This is a genomic window from Mycobacterium sp. (assembly GCF_035506235.1).
Taxonomy (GTDB): domain Bacteria; phylum Actinomycetota; class Actinomycetes; order Mycobacteriales; family Mycobacteriaceae; genus Mycobacterium.
This window is the reverse complement of record NZ_DATJPU010000266.1, coordinates 1-16461: the sequence shown is the minus strand read 5'-3', so window position 1 is coordinate 16461 and position 16461 is coordinate 1. Positions and strand designations below refer to the sequence as shown.

At 69.4% G+C, this 16461-nt stretch carries 18 protein-coding genes; 7 read left to right on the top strand and 11 right to left on the bottom strand.

All coding sequences use genetic code 11. The features are described 5' to 3' along the window. Positions 1 to 148 precede the first annotated feature (148 nt). A complete protein-coding gene (locus tag VMD50_RS24905; protein WP_325431813.1) occupies positions 149 to 1654 on the top strand; it encodes a glycosyltransferase family 39 protein in 1506 nt (501 codons plus the stop codon). Here the strand turns inward: VMD50_RS24905 and VMD50_RS24900 are convergent, their stop codons facing one another. Both VMD50_RS24900 and VMD50_RS24895 read right to left on the bottom strand, forming a co-directional pair. Beyond that, complete coding sequence (locus VMD50_RS24900) at positions 1655 to 2488, bottom strand: glycoside hydrolase family 16 protein (RefSeq protein WP_325431770.1); 834 nt, start codon at positions 2486 to 2488, stop codon at positions 1655 to 1657. Between the two features lie 154 nt (positions 2489 to 2642). After that, positions 2643 to 3071 carry a MarR family winged helix-turn-helix transcriptional regulator gene (locus tag VMD50_RS24895; RefSeq protein ID WP_325431768.1) on the bottom strand — a complete coding sequence of 143 codons (429 nt, stop codon included), beginning with the start codon at positions 3069 to 3071 and terminating at the stop codon, positions 2643 to 2645. Between the two features lie 118 nt (positions 3072 to 3189). Here VMD50_RS24895 and VMD50_RS24890 point away from each other — a divergent pair, with 118 nt between their 5' ends. Further along, positions 3190 to 3819: a hypothetical protein gene (locus VMD50_RS24890; RefSeq protein ID WP_325431766.1), complete on the top strand. Its 630-nt coding sequence runs from the start codon at positions 3190 to 3192 to the stop codon at positions 3817 to 3819. Here VMD50_RS24890 and VMD50_RS24885 read toward each other — a convergent pair. Then, positions 3816 to 4841 carry an NADP-dependent oxidoreductase gene (locus VMD50_RS24885; protein WP_325431764.1) on the bottom strand — a complete coding sequence of 342 codons (1026 nt, stop codon included), beginning with the start codon at positions 4839 to 4841 and terminating at the stop codon, positions 3816 to 3818. The genes VMD50_RS24890 and VMD50_RS24885 overlap by 4 nt on opposite strands. A gap of 47 nt (positions 4842 to 4888) precedes the next feature. On the opposite strand from VMD50_RS24885, the gene VMD50_RS24880 reads away from it, so the two are divergent. Further along, positions 4889 to 5596: a DUF3060 domain-containing protein gene (locus VMD50_RS24880; protein WP_325431762.1), complete on the top strand. Its 708-nt coding sequence runs from the start codon at positions 4889 to 4891 to the stop codon at positions 5594 to 5596. A gap of 13 nt (positions 5597 to 5609) precedes the next feature. Here VMD50_RS24880 and VMD50_RS24875 read toward each other — a convergent pair whose 3' ends face one another. The 4 genes from VMD50_RS24875 to VMD50_RS24860 form a co-directional block, all read right to left on the bottom strand. After that, positions 5610 to 6014, bottom strand: coding sequence for a hypothetical protein (locus tag VMD50_RS24875; protein ID WP_325431760.1), 405 nt, complete (start codon positions 6012 to 6014; stop codon positions 5610 to 5612). Between the two features lie 71 nt (positions 6015 to 6085). Beyond that, on the bottom strand, positions 6086 to 7501 hold the full coding sequence (locus VMD50_RS24870) for a DUF7159 family protein (protein WP_325431758.1): 1416 nt from the start codon (positions 7499 to 7501) through the stop codon (positions 6086 to 6088). A gap of 156 nt (positions 7502 to 7657) precedes the next feature. Beyond that, on the bottom strand, positions 7658 to 9574 hold the full coding sequence (locus VMD50_RS24865) for an Hsp70 family protein (RefSeq protein ID WP_325431756.1): 1917 nt from the start codon (positions 9572 to 9574) through the stop codon (positions 7658 to 7660). A 174-nt stretch (positions 9575 to 9748) separates the two neighbouring features. Next, positions 9749 to 10975, bottom strand: coding sequence for a hypothetical protein (locus VMD50_RS24860; RefSeq protein ID WP_325431754.1), 1227 nt, complete (start codon positions 10973 to 10975; stop codon positions 9749 to 9751). A 38-nt stretch (positions 10976 to 11013) separates the two neighbouring features. On the opposite strand from VMD50_RS24860, the gene VMD50_RS24855 reads away from it, so the two are divergent. After that, positions 11014 to 11634 (top strand): TetR/AcrR family transcriptional regulator, encoded by a 621-nt coding sequence (locus tag VMD50_RS24855; protein ID WP_325431752.1) that lies wholly within the window; start codon positions 11014 to 11016, stop codon positions 11632 to 11634. Continuing rightward, entirely contained in the window at positions 11621 to 12112 is a 492-nt protein-coding gene (locus VMD50_RS24850) for a nuclear transport factor 2 family protein (protein WP_325431749.1), read from the top strand. Before VMD50_RS24855 ends, VMD50_RS24850 begins: the two co-directional genes overlap by 14 nt. Positions 12113 to 12202: 90 nt before the next feature. Here the strand turns inward: VMD50_RS24850 and kasB are convergent, their stop codons facing one another. From kasB to VMD50_RS24835, 3 genes are all read right to left on the bottom strand, one after another. Next, positions 12203 to 13462, bottom strand: a complete 1260-nt coding sequence (kasB, locus tag VMD50_RS24845) for a 3-oxoacyl-ACP synthase KasB (protein WP_325431747.1) — start codon at positions 13460 to 13462, stop codon at positions 12203 to 12205. Between the two features lie 98 nt (positions 13463 to 13560). Further along, positions 13561 to 14214, bottom strand: a complete 654-nt coding sequence (locus VMD50_RS24840) for a L,D-transpeptidase family protein (protein ID WP_325431745.1) — start codon at positions 14212 to 14214, stop codon at positions 13561 to 13563. Positions 14215 to 14259: 45 nt separating this feature from the next. Beyond that, entirely contained in the window at positions 14260 to 14940 is a 681-nt protein-coding gene (locus VMD50_RS24835; protein WP_325431743.1) for a phosphatase PAP2 family protein, read from the bottom strand. A gap of 59 nt (positions 14941 to 14999) precedes the next feature. Between VMD50_RS24835 and VMD50_RS24830 the strand changes: the two genes are divergently transcribed. Further along, positions 15000 to 15482, top strand: coding sequence for a hypothetical protein (locus tag VMD50_RS24830; RefSeq protein ID WP_325431741.1), 483 nt, complete (start codon positions 15000 to 15002; stop codon positions 15480 to 15482). Here VMD50_RS24830 and VMD50_RS24825 read toward each other — a convergent pair. After that, a complete protein-coding gene (locus VMD50_RS24825; RefSeq protein ID WP_325431739.1) occupies positions 15466 to 15738 on the bottom strand; it encodes a hypothetical protein in 273 nt (90 codons plus the stop codon). The genes VMD50_RS24830 and VMD50_RS24825 overlap by 17 nt on opposite strands. Positions 15739 to 15795: 57 nt before the next feature. Between VMD50_RS24825 and bluB the strand changes: the two genes are divergently transcribed. Continuing rightward, positions 15796 to 16461, top strand: a 666-nt coding sequence (bluB, locus tag VMD50_RS24820; protein ID WP_325431737.1) for a 5,6-dimethylbenzimidazole synthase, incomplete at its 3' end; no start/stop codon positions are given.

Sequence of the window (16461 nt, the reverse complement as noted above, 5' to 3'; positions counted from 1 at the left end):
AGCCGAGGTGGTTGCCTGGCGAACGGCCCGGACGGCTTTGGCACGTGTGGCCGAGTAACTGAGCGAAGGCGCCCGTCCGCGTCTGGCAACATAGCGGGCGGTGAGCGTCTCCGATACCGCCGAGTCACGGCAACACCGCGGCGGCCCGCTGGCACTGCCGCGGGTCGGGCTGGACCCGCTGATCGTCGGATTGTTCGCCGCCGCAATCAGTCTCGCCGGCGCCGCCCGCCCGTCGTTTTGGTACGACGAGGCCGCAACCATTTCGGCGTCCTACAGTCGTTCGCTGGGCCAGTTGTGGCGCATGCTGGGCAACGTCGACGCCGTCCACGGGCTGTACTACGCGCTCATGCACGGCTGGTTCCAGCTCTTCCCGCCCACCGAATTCTGGTCGCGTGCGCCCAGCGGCCTGGCGGTGGGGGGCGCCGCGGCGGGAGTGGTGGTGCTGGGCGGGCAGTTCTCGTCTCGCACCGTCGCGGTGGCCTCCGGAGTCTCGTGCGCCATCCTGCCGCGGACGACGTGGGCGGGCATCGAGGCTCGCCCCTACGCCCTGTCGATGATGGCCGCCGTGTGGCTGACGGTGCTGCTCGTCGTCGCGGCGCGCCGCAACACCGCCCGGGGCTGGTTGTCTTATGGCGTCGTGCTGGCCCTGTCGATCGTGCTCGATGCGTACCTGGTCCTGTTGGTGCTGGCGCACCTCACCTTTATCTGGCTGTTCCAGCGCGCTCGAAAAGTGCTGGTGCGCTTCGCCATCACCTCGGGGGCGGCCGCCGGCGCCTTGGCGCCGTTTCTGGCGGCGGTCGCCGGGCAGTCGCAGCAGATCCGGTGGGTCCCGCCGATCGGGCACCGGACGATCGAAGACGTGGTGGTTCAGCAGTATTTCGACAGGAGCCCGCCGTTCGCGGTCTTGTCGGCGCTGGTGGTGGCGGCGGCTATCGTGCTGTGGCTCAGCAGATCCGCGCGGCTCGCGCAGGGCGACCGGCAACTGCTGACCATCGCGATCGCGTGGCTGTCCATACCCACCACCCTCATCGTGATCTGGTCGGCGCTGCTGCACCCGATATATACGCCGCGCTATTTGGCCTTCACGGCGCCGGCGATGGCCCTGATCCTGGGTGTCTGCACGGCCGCCGTGACCGCCAGACCATGGGCCGCGGCGGCCCTGGTCGGCCTATTCGCCGTCGCCGCCGCACCGAATTACGTTCGGGCGCAACGTAACCCGTATGCCAAATATGGGATGGACTACAGTCAGGTGGCCGATCTGATCACCGCCAAGGCGGCGCCCGGCGATTGCCTTCTCGTGAACGACACCGTGACATTCATGCCCGCCCCGATGCGCCCGCTGATGGCCGCGCGCCCGGACGCCTATCGCAAGCTGATCGACCTCACGCTGTGGCAGCGGGCGACGGATCGCAACGACGTCTTCGACACCAACCTCATCCCGCAGGTCGTCGCGGGGCCGTTAAGCCATTGCGGCGTCGTGTGGATCATCACCCAGGCCGACAAGTCGATGCCCGCCCACGAGCAGGGTCCGGCGCTGCCGCCCGGCCCGGTCTACGGACCGACACCGGCTTTCGCGGTTCCGCACGACCTCGGGTTCCGGCTCGTCGAGCGCTGGCAGTTCAACCTGGTTCAGGTGATCAAAGCGCAGCGATAGTCACCAGATGCGGATGTAGTCGACGAGCATGTCCGCGGGGTAGGTTGCCGCGGCGGGATCGCCGGCGCCCACCCCGCCGACGGCAAGGGTGAACATGGGCGTCATCCAGTAGCCGGGGTTGTTGAACGGCCACCGGAAGTCGTCGGGTGCGCCGCCGTGGACGTGGATGGGTTTGTTCGGGACGGTGAAGTACTGTGCCCCGTCGCGCGCGAACTGGAATCCGTCCTCACCCCAGTGCATTCGCCACGTGTGCCAGCCGCCGTCCACCAACCCGGGAATCGATTTCCCCTCCCAGGTTTTACCGTTGGATGCGGCGTGGACCGTCGTTCCCGGGGGCCACGAGCCGTTGCCGTACCACTCGAAGACGTCGACCTCGCCGTCGGGCAGCGGATCCTCGTTGACGCCCCAGAACGCCGACCAAAGGCCGGGGTCCAAACAGTTCAGCTTGATCCGCGCTTCCCAGGTTTGGTTGATCATGCTGCGGAAGTTGCCGCGCACTTTGGCGCCGTAGTAGGTCTCCCCCTCCTGGGTGGCGCGCAGGACGAGGTTGGAGTTGCCGTCCTGGAACACGTTTCGGCGGTCGTCGCGGTAGATCCCGGCAACCGGCGGGAACACGTCGTCCTGCCAGGTCTGCACCGTCCACTTCCCCGGATCTGGAGCCGAGCCCGCCGGGCCGTCGAACTCGTCGGCGAAGATGTAGCCGCCGGGGCCGGCCGCCGGCGCCTCCGGCGGCGCAGGGAGCGACGGGTTGGCCAGCGCCTCCGGGATTGGGGCAGCGGCCACGGCCGCCAGCATGCCGAGCCCCGTGGTCAGCAACATGCTGCGACGATCCATCTGCACTCCCCAATCGTTGATGCCCCGGGACCTACGGCCCGAAATGAATTCCCCTAGGCAACTTTCGCAAACGGTGTTATGAAACCACGCGCCGGGGGCGCCGCGCATCTCGCCGGACCGTGCGCCTCCCATCTATTTCGGCGGTTAACCGCTGCTAGCGGGCCGAATCAGTTCCCGCCGCATAAAGCAGTTGCTTGAGCTGGCGCTGTTCGGCGGCGCTCAGCCGGGTCAAGATCCGTTGATCGGCCACCCGCGCGGCCGCATCCGCGCGCTTCAGCAGTGCCTTGCCCCGACGGGTGAGCCGCGCCGGCATCGCCCGCCCCGCCGGGGTCGACGCCGGACGGGTCAGTGCGCCGCGCTCCTCCAGCGAACGCAGCACCTGGTTGGCCGCCTGCGCCGAGACGTTGGTGCCGCGAGCGAGCTCGGCGCTGGTGAGCCCGGGATGCTTCGCCAAAATCCGCATGCACACGAACTCCGCCAGCCCGATGCCCAGCGGCTTCAGCTCCGCGGCCACCTGGGGCCGCAGCGCCGCCATCACGCGGTAGAGCAGAAATCCCAGCGGCTCCTCGTCGGCGTGGCCCATGGCCCAATGCTGGCATGCGCCGAGCCGTTCGCAGCACGTAACCATCAATTTCCTTGACATCGCCGGCACCGGTGGTATCAAGGAGCTTGATAGTCCAATCTGGAAAGGAACGACAGTGATGTCTGGTGGATTCTTTGGCGGCGGGTTCGGCGGCCCCGGTTTCGGTGGACCCGGCTTCGGCGGACCCGGCTTCGGCGGCCCCGGTTTCGGTGGCGGCTGGGGCGAAAAGGGTTGGGGGCACGGCGGGTTCGGCGGCGGCCCCGGCTTCAAGGGGGGATTCGGCCCCGGGGGCCGGCCATTCCTCAAGCGTGCCGCGTTCGTGACCGCGGCGATGCTGCTCGACGGGCCGGCCGACGCCGCACAGGTCGTGCAGCGGGTGTCCGACGCGACCGAGGGCGCTTTCACCCCTCCGCAGGACCTGGCTGAGCTCGCCATTGGGCTGCTCGCCGGCCGCGGCATGGTCAAGGTTGACAACGGCGTGGCCACGCTGACCGAACTCGGCCAGAACGTGCTGGCCTGGCGTGGCGTCAGCAGCGAGACCGCGCACGCCTTCCTGGGGCGGGCGGCCAAGTTCGGCGACGCCTTCAAGATCCGCAGGGAGCTGTTCGAACTCGCCGGGCTGGCCCGCACCATTACGTGGACCGGCACCGACGAGCAGAAGCAGCAGCTCGCCGAAACCCGGACCAAGGTGCTCGAAGCCCTGACCGACGCCAAGAAGGCGCTGCACCGCGTCCTCGGCGAAAGCTAACCTGAAGCGGGTTCGCTCAGCTTGACCAACATCTTGCCGATGTTGGCCCCGGTGAAGAGGCCGTTGAGGGCGTCGACGCAGGATTCGACGCCCTCGAAGACGGTCTGGCGCGCCCTGATTCGGCCTTCGTGCTCCCATTGGCGAAGCGCGGTGAACGCTTCGTCGAAGCGGCCCCAGTCGTCGAGTGCGTTGAATCCCTGCATCGACGCGGTCTTGGACAGCAGGTTCACGTAGTTGGCCGGCCCCGGGTGCTCCCCGGTCAGGTAGCTGGAGATGACGCCGCACAGCACCACCCGCGCCTTGGTCGCCAGCCGGCCCAGCACCGCGTCGAGGATCGGCCCGCCGACGTTGTCGAAGTAGACGTTGACCCGGCGGGGGCAATGCTCTTTGAGCGCTGCCGCCAGGTCGTCGTTCTTGTAGTCGATGCACGCGTCGAATCCGAAGTCCTCGACCACCGCGCGGCACTTTTCCGGGCCGCCGGCGATGCCCACTACCCGGGCGCCGGCGATCTTGGCGATCTGCCCGGCAACCGACCCGGTGGCGCCCGCGGCGGCCGACACCACCACCGTCTCCCCGGGCTGGGGCCGGCCGATGTCCATCATCCCGATGTAGGCGGTGGCCCCGGTCGGGCCGTACACCGACATCACCGCCAGCTGATCCACCGTGGCTTTGCCCGGGACCGGAGTGCTGAACACGTCGTCGCGAATGATCACGTACTCCTGGAAGCCTGTCAGCGTGGTGACGACGTCGCCGATCTCGTAGGCGTCGCAGCGCGTCGCCACCACCTCGCCGATCCCGGCCGCCCGGATGACCTCGCCCAGCTGCACCGGCGGGAGGTAGCCCGGCTGGTCGTTCAGCCAGGTGCGGACCGCGGCGTCGAGCCCTACGTAGGTGGTTCGAAGCAGCGCCTCGCCCTCGGCGGGCTCGGGCGCCGGCCTGGTGACCAGCTCGGTGTCCTCGGGCCGGACCAGACCAGTCGGGCGGCGACGCAACAGGATTTGGCGGTTCGGCAAGTCGGGCACGGTGCTGAAACTACCCATTCGACAGGTTCGGGTGGGAGCATCGCTGCATGAACTCGCAGGACGACCCGGAAGAGCGCATCCGGGAACTCGAGCGCCCCCTGGCCGACGCGGCGCGCGCGTCCGAGTCCGGACAAGCGCCGCCGCCCGGGGGTTACCCGTACGCGCCCGGCCCACCGCCCCCACCGCCCCCGGCCGGCCCGTGGACCTATGGCGGCCCGTCATACGGGTCACCGCCGCGGTCCTCGTCGGGCAACCGCACGTGGTGGATCGTGGGCACCTTCATCGTCATCGGCTTTCTCGCCCTCGCGGGCGGTATCGCCGCCTTCGCCGCGCACCAACTCTCCGGGGTCCGGTCGATCATCAGCTCCCCGCCGAGCATCTCCGCGACGTTTGGTCCGCCCCCGAGCGCCACCAGCGGCCCGGGAAGCCCCGGCCCGTCGAGCACCCGGACCAGGACGACGTCGCCGTCGGCGTCACCCACCCCGTCGCCGGGCGCCAGGCTCAGCGTCTCGGGCATCGGCGAGAATCGGTCGATCGCCTGCAACGACAACATCGTCAGCGTGAGCGGGGTTTCCAACACGGTCGTGATCACCGGCCACTGCACCAGCCTCACCGTGTCCGGCGTCCAGAACGCCATCACCGTCGACGCCGTCGACAGCATCGACGCCTCCGGCTTCAACAACAAGGTCACCTACCACTCGGGCAACCCGAAGATCAGCAACGCCGGCGGATCCAACGTGGTGCAGCAGGGCTGATGACCCGGGGGCGCTAGCCCATCGCGCCGGGTTTGGTGGAATCTTCCGAATCGTCGTCGAGGACGCTGACCGCGATCCCGTAGGGCAGGAAGCGCACCTTGCGCTTGGGATCGACGTTGTTCTTGTTGGCCCGCAGCGCGTCGAGTTCGGTCGCGTAAACCTCTTCGACGTGAGCGCCGCCACCGGCGTCCACGGTGTAGATGGCCCACACCCCGTCACCGGCCTCGCCTGCGGTCTCCGGCCCACGGCGCGGCCGCCGCGACAGGTCGTCGAAGAACGCGGACCAACTTGTCCCTGGCACGGGGGCGGTGACGAACTTGCCGATTCGCTCGAACACGTCGCGCAAGCCCTCGCTGCCCTCCCTGATCACGCGATCGAATTCCTCGGGATCGAATCCGAACGCACCGTACTCGCCCACGCGAACCTCCTTGCAGTCACAGCGCTACCGCCCAGTGTGCTCCCAGTCGTCGCCGTGTGCCACGAACGGGCCTACGGGGCGGGCGGCGGCGGGGCCGGCGGGTTGATCGGAATCGGCACCGTGACGAACGGGAGGTGCAGGTACATCGTCAGCGGGGGGCGCTGGTACTGCGGCGGCGGTACGGGCGCCGCGACCGGCTGCGGCGGCGGGGCGGCCGGCGGCGGGGCGGCCGGCGGCGGCGCGGGGGCCGGGACCTGCCGAACCGGGGCCGGCACCGACTCCGGTGCTCGCCGTGTCGGCGCGCGGCGCGGTGGCGGCGCGGGCGCCTCGGGTGCCGGCGCAGCGGCCGCCTCGGGCGCCGGCGCGGGTGGGGCGGCCGGGGCGGCGACCTCGGGTGCCGGTGCGGGCGGCGCGGCCACAGCGGGGGCCGGCGGGGGCGGCGGCGGGCTGGGGGCGGGCACCTGCGCCTGTGGCGCAGGCACCCGATTCACGGGCGCGACCGCGTGCGTGGTGGGCTGCCGGGGCGACGCGGGATGGGCATCCGACGTCAGCGAAACCGCCACCACCCCCGCCGCCACGGCCGCGATGCCCGCCAGCGCGCTGCCGACCAACATGGGGAACCTGCGTCGCCGCGGTATGCCGTCGTGCACGTCATCGGCCACGTCGTCCAGGGCGCTGTAGGCCAGCGCGCCGAGGCCGGCGTTGCCGGAGACGTCGAGATACGTCGGGCTCAGCGCGCGCGGACTCACCTCACCGGTGCCCGGATCCAGGGAGTAGGCCAGGGCGGCCGTCGACGCCGCGAACAGCGGGGCGTTCGCGGACGCCAGCGCCGCGCCGCGGGCCAGCGCCATCGCGGGTTCCTCGGGCACGCTCACGTCCAGCGCGGTGGCCGCCTCGAGCGCGGCCTTGATCGCGGCCACATCGCTGCCGCGACCCGTCCCGCAGCCAACGACGAACACGCCGTCAGCCTCCGAGCCCGGCGCGTCGAGCCCGCGCACCATGTCAGGCAGCTCGACCGCGGTGTCCCCGACGAGTTGCCGCCGGTGCAGGTCGACGATGGAACCGTCGGCGACGTCGACCACGGCCAGCGTCGCGCTGTCGGGCTCGACGAATAGCATCGCGATGTGTTCATAGCCGATCGACTGACCGACCGTCTGCGCCAATGCGGCCGCGGCCAGCAACGGGGAAACCAGCATGACGCTGCCGACGTCGTGGGAGGCGATCGCCTCGCGCAGCGCGCGTACCCGGGCGGGATCGGTCCACGTCACGCCCGTCGACGTCAGCTGATAGCCACCCTCGGCCGCGCCTTCCCGGGTGCCGACGATCGCGTCGATCACCTGCGCGGGCCCGCCGGGGGTCGCCCCGTCATTCGTCGCGGCGAGCTCGAATTCGTCCTCTTCGACGGTGACACCGTCGGCATCCTGGCCCTCGATGAGCACCAGGCGGACGGTGGTCGGAGCCATCGACACTCCGAGCACGATGTCCACTTTGCGCCTCCAAGGTCCTCTAGATCTTTTGGGCCCTCCACGAGGGCACCCAAAAACAGACCCCGCCCGAACTGGGTGACACCACGCTACCCGCGTGCGGCCGGACGCGCTCGTGCCAGTGACCCCGATTGATCAAGGTCACAGGATGTTCAGGGATCAGTACCCGGGACTCAAAAACGGGTTCTGCGAGTTCCCCGGATACTGCGGATACGGCGGAGCCTGAGGCGCCTGGGGAGCCTGGCTCGCCGGGACCGGGACCGGTATCGGCACCGGTAGCAGCGGAACGTGGATCCACTGCGTCGTCATCGGCACCGTCGTCGTGGGCGTCGACGGCGCCTGGGCCGTCGGCGGCGGAGTGGTGGTCGAAGTCGGAGAGGGCGGCGGCGGTGGCGGGGTGGTCATCGCCGTCGTGGTCGGCGGCGCCGGGGGCTGAGTCGTGGCCGGTGGCGGCGCGGGATGCCGCGTGACGACCGGCGGCGGCGCCGTGGTCACGATCACCGGCGGTGGCGGCGGTGGCGGTGATGGCGGGGGTGGCGGCGCGGGGCTGGGCACCGGTTGCGCGCTCGGCGGTGCGGGGACGGGCGTGGGGGGCGGGGGCACCGGGCGCGGCACCAGGGAACTGACCGGCGGCGCGGGCAGGGGCGCGACGGTGGGCGCCGGCGGGGCCTGGCGGTTTTCGATGCCCGACAGGGTATAGGCGACGCCGCCGATCGCGGTCATCGCGACCATGGCGCACATCCCGACGACCAGCTGCGACAGCCGGAGTCGCCGCCACGCGCTCTCCCGGGGCGGCCCCATCATGTTCAGCCGCATGGACCAGCCGGCCGGGCCGTCTTCGTCGAAGGCGGCGGGGCTGTACGGCACCCGCACGTCGGCGCCGTATTCGGTTTGCGACCAGGCCAATTCGCGATCCGTGAGCGCATCGTGGTCGATCACCAACACATCACCGGCCGGCAGGTCGACGACATCGCCGGCGGCCGACGCCGTGAGCAGTCCGATCGACGTGCGCGTACGAAGGTCCAGCTCCTCACCGCGCGACGCCAGCTGCAATGCGCCGAGGGCGGCCGCCAGCGCCGGCTGCGACGGGCTCACGACGGGCCGGCGGCCATGCACCGAAAGCCGTTCGCTGACAAGCGGAATGCTGGCCCCGCCGCCGACGGTGACCACCGCCGACAGATCCGCCCAGCTCCTCTTGTGGCGGGCCAGCATGTCGTCGAACGCATAGATGAAGCCCGACAGCCGGTCCTGTATCAGGTCGCCGAGCTCGTCTCGGGTGAGCTTCATGGTGCACCTGCGCCCACCGAGCTCGGCGGCGAATTCGACCGCCGTCTCCGTGGATAGCCGCTCCTTGGCCGCGCGGCACTGCTCGCGAAGCAGGCCGAGCTGGCCGACCCCGGCGGTGCTGGCCGGGTCGATGCCGCTGCCGTGCCCGAGCTCCTCGAAAACCTTGAGCAGCACCGCCTGGTCGATCTCGTCGCCCGAGAAGGCCGCGTAACGCATTGTGGGGCTCACCAGTTCGAGATCTCCGGCGAGGCTGACGAGGGTGGCCGAGGTGCCGCCGCCGCCGAAATCGAGCAGCCCGACCACGCCCGTCGCCGCCAGGCACAGCTCCGCGTTCGCCGCCGTCAGCGCCGCGATGGCGTCCGAGACCAGGCGGGGCGCCATGCCGCTTCGCACGAAGCCCAAATGTGTTCGCAAAGCATTGCGCAGCGCCTGCACGTTGGCGGGTTTCCAGTACGCGGGAACGGCGATGGAGATCTCCGACGCCGCCGCGTCCGCCCCGGCGGCCAGCACCATGGCGTCCAGGGCCTCCACCGTCAACAGGTCCGGGTCGTGCGCGGAACCGTCGGGCGACACCAGCGCGACCGAATCCCCGATGCGCTCCACGAAGCCGCGCATCAGCACGCCCGGCTCGATGAGGCCCGGGTTCTCGGTGTTTTCCAGGGGCAGACCGATTTTCGGCGCGCAGTGCGGATACAGGGTCAGCACCGCGCGGCGGGAAACCGGCGGACTTCCGTTACACGCAGCGACCAGGTTCGTGGTCCCGATCGACAACCCAACTGGGTCGTACATAGAGCGAAAACTTTCGTCTATAGGGGTCGGTGGCCAGCGTTAACCATAGCCGCGGACACGCGGAAAGCCGATGGCTTGCAATGTCATTGGTATCCGCTCGATGTGAGAGCGTCACCGAATCGGGACCGGAGACCTCTTGACAAATGGGTCGAATCGCGCCATGGTGGCGGCGCGCTACACCACGGTCAGCGGCAGCGAACGCCTGGGCTGGAACTCGAACGACGACCCGCCGCTGAACTTGGCCACCGAGACCTCCGGCAGTTCGGCTGCGGCGGCGTCGGTTTCAACAAGTTCTGCGGTCCAGTCGGTGTCCGTGCCGCCGGCCCGCACCGCAAGGCGCGGATCGACGGCGGTGGCGATCGCCTGCAGCGGCTGCACCGATTGCGGTGAGCACAGGGAGATCCAGGCGCCGTCGTCGTGCGCCGGAGACCGGTGCACTGTCAGCCGGTTGTCCGCCGTTTCAGCGACGACGTAGCCCGCGGGATTGAGCAGCGGGTGCAACTCGAGCACCCTTCGCGCTCCGTCGATCCCGCCCGGGAGTTCGAGCGCGCGGCGGATCCGCTCGGCCCCCAGCCCCGCCAGGCCGGTCAGGCCGCGGGTGCCCACCGAGACGGCCTGGGCATCATCGGCGGCGCGTGCCCGCACCGCGATGGCGAACGACAGATACAGCAGGTGCATCTGCAGGCAGACCTCGTCGGCCATGCGGACCAGTGCCGAGTGCGAGAAGGCGCCGAAGTCGAGGTCGGACAGCAACGGCCCCGAGTAGTCCGCCTGCCCCTCCTGGGATCGATCGACGGGATCCAGTTCCCAAGTGGCGGCGCGTGTTTGACTAACGATGTCCAGCGCCGGAATGCTCTGCGCTTCGGGATAGGACTCGTCGATGATGACGGTCCAGGCGCAGTGCGGCTGCCGGTCCGCGGGCACCCGCGGCGGCCGGTGGATCGGACGCATCTGCGCGCGCGGGTTGGTCGCGACCGCAGTCGCGTCGAACGTCGGGTCCTCGATGGTGTGACACATCCCGAAGACGTACTCGTCGCCCATCGGCTCGACGTCGAGCAACGCGCCGCAGTGGTCGAGGTGGAACTCGCCGTGCCAGCGGTCGTGGATCGTGTAGCGGAAATCCATGAATTGCGGCGGGGCGCCGATGTCGAGCTGCAGGCCCTTGAAGATGGTGGGGACGTCGTCGCCCTCGTATTTCAGCGCCCGCTGCATCCGCTTGGTGTAGATCGGGCTGGCGCCGGCCCACTCCTCGATGGCGATCTGCACCATCTCCTCGCGACCGAATTCCTGGATGCACCAGGCCATCCCGGAGCGGTCGATCATGTGACCGATCAACAGCAGTTCGGGGACCAGGACGGACAGCTCCTGACGGGACAACCGCGCGTAACGGGATCGGCTCACCGCCCAAAAATAGCCACGTCTATGTTATAAAGTCAACAATGTCCATTGCCGCAGGCCAGACGCCCGGGCGTTCCGTCGGCCCGACCCGGCGCACCAGCGCGCCGCGCAAGCGCGGCGATGACACGCGCACCAAGATCATCGACGAGACGGTGCGCTGCATCGTGGAGGAGGGGTTCGCCGCCGCGACCGCCAAGCACGTGGCCGAACGCGCGGGCGTGACGTGGGGGGTCATCCAGTACCACTTCGGCGACCGCAACGGCATGCTGATGGCCGTCGTCGACGACGGCGTGGCCAGGCTGGTCGACAGCCTGTCGTCGGCCAACGTCAGCGAGCTTCCGCTGCGGGAGCGCATCGAGGTCGTCGTCGACACCGCCTGGAGCTGCTACAGCAGTCCGACGTCGATGGCGGCCTTCGAGATCCTGCGCGCCACCCGCGGCGGCCCTGGCGCGTCATCGGGGCGCCATCTGCTCGAAATGAACTCCGCGATCGGCCAGCTCGGCCGGCTGATCACCGATGATCCGGCCAATGCCGGTGTCGCCGAAGTGATTTGGGCTGCCCTGCGCGGTGTGTTGCTGGCGCAGATGGTCACCGGGACCGCGGTCGACTGGAGCCTGGAACGACGCGCCCTGATCGACATGGTCACCTGTGTGCTGCAATGACGGGATGACCCCTCAAGATGCCGCAGCCGACGTCGAAGCGATCAAACGGCTGAAGTACCGCTACCTGCGCGCTCTGGACACCAAGCACTGGGACGACTTCGCCGACACGCTGGCCGAGGACATCAAGGCCGACTACGGCCCGTCGATCGGTAACGAGTTGCACTTCACCAACCGCGCCGACCTGGTGGAGTACATGCGAACTTCCCTGGGCCCGAACGTCATCACCGAGCACCGCGTCACCCATCCGGAAATCGATGTCACCGGCGACACCGCCTCGGGCAGCTGGTATTTGCAAGACCGGGTGATCGTCGCCGAGTTCAACTTCATGCTGATCGGCGCGGCGTTCTACCGAGACTCCTACCGGCGCACCGACGCCGGCTGGAAGATCAGCGGAACCGGCTACGACAGGACTTACGACGCGACAATGTCGTTGGCGGGCATGGACTTCAAGGTCAAGCCCGGCCGCGCTTTGGCCTAGGCGTAGGCCACCCTTCGCCGAGCGTGAAGCCAGTGCGAAAAAATCGCGAAAAAGTCGCCGTGGCTGCACGTTCGGCGAATCCGGCTCGGTCTAGTACCTGCCGAAAACCAGGGCGACGTTGTGGCCGCCGAATCCGAACGAGTTGTTGATCGCGTAGTTGTAATCGCCGTTCCGCGGCTCGCCCGCCACCACGTCCAGATCGATCTCCGGATCGAGGTTTTCCAGGTTCAGGGTCGGCGGCACCACCTGGTCGCGCAACGCGAGCACGGTCAGGATCGACTCCACCGCACCGACCGCACCCACCGAGTGGCCCAGCGCGGCCTTGGGCGCGTACACCGCCGCGTTGCCGCCGTGGGGGCCCAGCGCGTTGTTGATGGCCTTGCCCTCGGCGAGGTCGCCCACCGAGGTCCCGGTGGCGTGGGCGTTGACGTGGCCGATGTCGCCCGGCGTCAGGCCCGCCAGCTGAATCGCGCGCGACATCGCGTGCCCGGCGCGCTCACCGTTGGGATCCGGCGCCACCATGTGGTAGCCGTCGGAGGTGATGCTGGCCCCCATCAACCGCGCCAGGATGTTGGCGCCGCGGGCCTTCGCGTGCTCCTCGGTCTCGATCATCATCACCGCGCCGGCCTCGCCGAACACGAAGCCGGTCCGGTCCCGGTCGAACGGGCGGCACGCGCCCACCGGGTCGTCGTTCTTGGTGGACATCACGATGCGCATCTGGGCGAACGCGGCGATCGCAACCGCCTCGATCTTGACCTCGACACCACCGCAGACGGCGACGTCGGCCTCGCCGAACACGATGTTGCGCCACGCCTGGGCGATGCCCTCCGAACCGGACGCGCACGCCGACACCGGCGTGATCACACCGGCCCTGGCGTGCCGCTCCAGCCCGACGGCCGCGGCGGCGCCGTTGGGCATGTACTTCTGCACCGCGAGCGGCGACACGGCCTTCATCCCGCGCGCACGCATGTCGTCGTAGCTGAAGACGATTTGCTCGGCCGAGCCCAGGCCGGTGCCGATGGACACCATCAACCGGTTGGGGTTGACCTCGGGCGAGCCGGCGTTCTCCCATACCCGGCGGCTCAGAATGGTCGACATCCGTTGGAGGTAGCCCATCCGGTGCCGCTCGGCGCGCGTCAGCCCGTCGTCGAACTCCTCCAGCAGGTGACCACCGATGCGCACCGGCAGGTCGTAGTGCTCGACGAAGGAGTCATCCAGGGTTCGGATGCCGCTCTGCCTGTCCAGCAGCAACTTCCAGGTGGTTTCCGCGTCCGTTGCCAACGCGGTCGTCATGGCGATGCCGGTGACAACCACATTCGGCAGCGTTTTCCCGGTAACCAGCTCTGTCATTCGATAGGCGCCTTCCGTGCTCGAGTACCTCACGCAAGCGTCGCCCACGTCAGCGAATCATGCAAACACCGCCGCGCGCCGTGGCGGGCCACCGGGGTTTATTTCGTGATCGCGATCACCGCGCCGGGCCGCAGCCAGCGGATGATCGACACCAGCGTCGGGTCGTCGATCGCCACGCAGCCCTCGGTGGGGGCGCCGTCGGTGGTGTGGAAGAAGAACGCCGAACCACCGCCGGGAACCTTGTTCTTGTTGACGCCCATCACCACCGCGTGCTTGTACTGGGGGATCTCCAGGTTCTCGCTGGCCGCCGTGCTGAACGGGCACTGCGCCTTCTGGCAGACCTGCATGCTGTTGAAGGTGGGGCTGTGGTCGTCGCCGCTCCACCAGTGGTTGGGCCCGACCTGCGTATAGGGCAGTCCCCCACCGGGATTCGGCGCGGTGCCGAAGGCCGAGTCGAGGGTGTACACGCCCGTCGGCGTGGCCGGGACCCCGCTGCGGGCCTGCGGCGCCATGCCCGCGGAACCGACGTGGGTCGGGATGCCCGTCTTCAGGGTTTGCCAACCGGCGGCGGTGCGCTGATAGATGTCCATCGTCGCGTTGGAACCGCCGGTGCTGACGACCGAAACCACCTGCGTCGCATTGCCGACGGAGTTCGCGAACCAGGGACTCGCCGCGCCGCTTGCCGGTGCCAGCACGACGGCGGCGACGATCAGGCACGCCGCGGCGCACAGCGAAGCGAGCAGTCGGCGCATGGATTCAATCGTCGGGCGACGCGAACCTTGGGGTCAAGTAAAACTTTAGACCCGGTTGGATAACCGCGCCGTGACAACCGGCGCCGGGCCGGGCGGCGCGCTCGGGACGGGCCGAAACACCAACAGGCAGAAGAGGAAATAGAGATATCCCAGCGACCAACCTGCCAGCACGTCGGACGGGTAGTGCACGTTCAACGCCACCCTGGCGATACCGACCAACAGCAGGCCCAGTGCCGTCACCGCCACCGCGACGCGGCCCATCGCGCGGCTCAGCAGCGGCAGCAGGAAGACCAGCAGGGCAAGCAACGCGGACGTCGCCTCCAGCGCGTGCCCCGACGGGAACGACGAGGAGGGCGCCGCCACCAGCATGGTCGGCGGTCGCGGGCGGTCCGCCAGGCCCTTGGCCGCCGACGTCACCAGCCCGCTGAGCGGCGCACAGGCCAACAGCACGAGCGCGGCCCGCACATCGCGCCTCACCAGCGCGGCCACCGTCGCCACCATTCCCAGCAGCCGCAACACAACCGGCCCAAGCACGAACGACACCCCCTCCCAGAAACTCACCCACACCCGGTGCTTGAGGCCGACGTCGTGGGCGGGATTCAACAACGACCAGTCGAGGCGCTGCGGCCAACCCCAGTGCCGGCAGTAGCCCACCCACAGGACGGCATAGACGGCCGCGGCGGCGATGGCGACGCCCACGGCCCAGCCGGTCCGTGGGCGGGTCATCCCCCAACCGATACCAGCACTCCACCGGTGGCGGCGGCGCGGCCGGTCATACTGGCGTCATGGCGGTCTTCGTGCGCAGGTTGTTCGGCATCGGCAAGCTACCCGCCGACCTGCACGCCCAGGTCGAGGCGGAGGGTCTCCTCTACCTCGCCGACTATGTCGCGGTGACCCGGCGCTTCGGCGGCACCATCCCCGGTGTGCGGTTGCCGCACAGCGTCGCCAGTTACGCCGGCTCGCTGGTCTTCACCTCGGAGCGGGTGCTGGCGACGCTGTCCCAGCTGCCCAAGCTGGCCGGGCCGACCGTCGACGCGCACTGGGACGCGCCCCAGACCGGCACGGCCAAGGTCGAGATCTCTTCGGCCGGTTTGCGGGTCCGCGTCAACGTCGCCGAGGTCGACCCGAAGTTCAGCGGCGAACTGTCGCTGCACTATAAGGCGGCCATCCCGGCCGACGTGCTCGCCGGCCTGCCGCGGCGGTCGCTGGCCTTCGACATGCCGCCCGAATACGTCTTCCGGGCGGTCGGCGTCACCTATTCTCCGTGATCGTCATCCGCGGCCAGGGCGGCTGCCGAAGCACCGCCAGGGTGGCGATCACCGCCGCCAGCAGGCCGGTGAGCACCCCGATCAGCGCGATCCGGTTCTGATCGACGGCGGGCACCCAGGAGGCTTCGCCACCGCTCACGACGAACACGCCGAGCGGTTTGGCGACGGGGATCACGGTGGCGCCGTCGGGAGTCTCGTACGGCTCGCCGTAGACGCGGTCGGCGGGCAGTTGGTCGAATATGTTGGAAACTTTCACGAAGCACTCCCTTCGTAGTCCCCGAGGACACGGTTCACGCTAGCCCCATTCCCTACGATGACGGTTGTGACCGATCCGGCCTTCAGCCCCGAGGAGCGGCGGGCCGTCTATCGGGTCATCTCCGAGCGGCGCGACATGCGCCGATTCTCACCGGGCGGCGTGGTGCCCCACGAGGTGCTGGCGCGGCTGTTGCAGGCCGCGCACGCCGCGCCCAGTGTCGGCCTGATGCAGCCATGGCGCTTCATCCGGATCACCGACGGCTCGCTGCGTCGGGGCATTCACGCGCTCGTCGACGCGGAACGTCCGCGCACGGCCGCGGCGCTGGGGGATCGGGCCGAGGAGTTTTTGGCGCTCAAGGTCGAGGGCATCCTCGACTGCGCCGAGCTCTTCGTGGCGGCGCTGTGCGACAACCGCGACGGGCACGTCTTCGGCCGGCGGACGCTACCGCAGATGGACCTGGCGTCGGTGTCCTGCGCAATCCAGAACCTGTGGCTGGCGGCGCGCTCCGAAGGCCTTGGCATGGGCTGGGTTTCACTGTTCGACCCGCAACGGTTGGCGGCGTTGCTGGCGATGCCCGCCGACGCCGAGCCGGTGGCCATCCTGTGCCTGGGCCCGGTGCCCGAGTTTCCCGACCGGCCGGCCCTGGAACTCGACGGGTGGGCCTTCGCGCGGCCGCTGCCGGAGTTCGTCTGCGAGAACCGATGGGGTCAGCCGCCGCTGGAC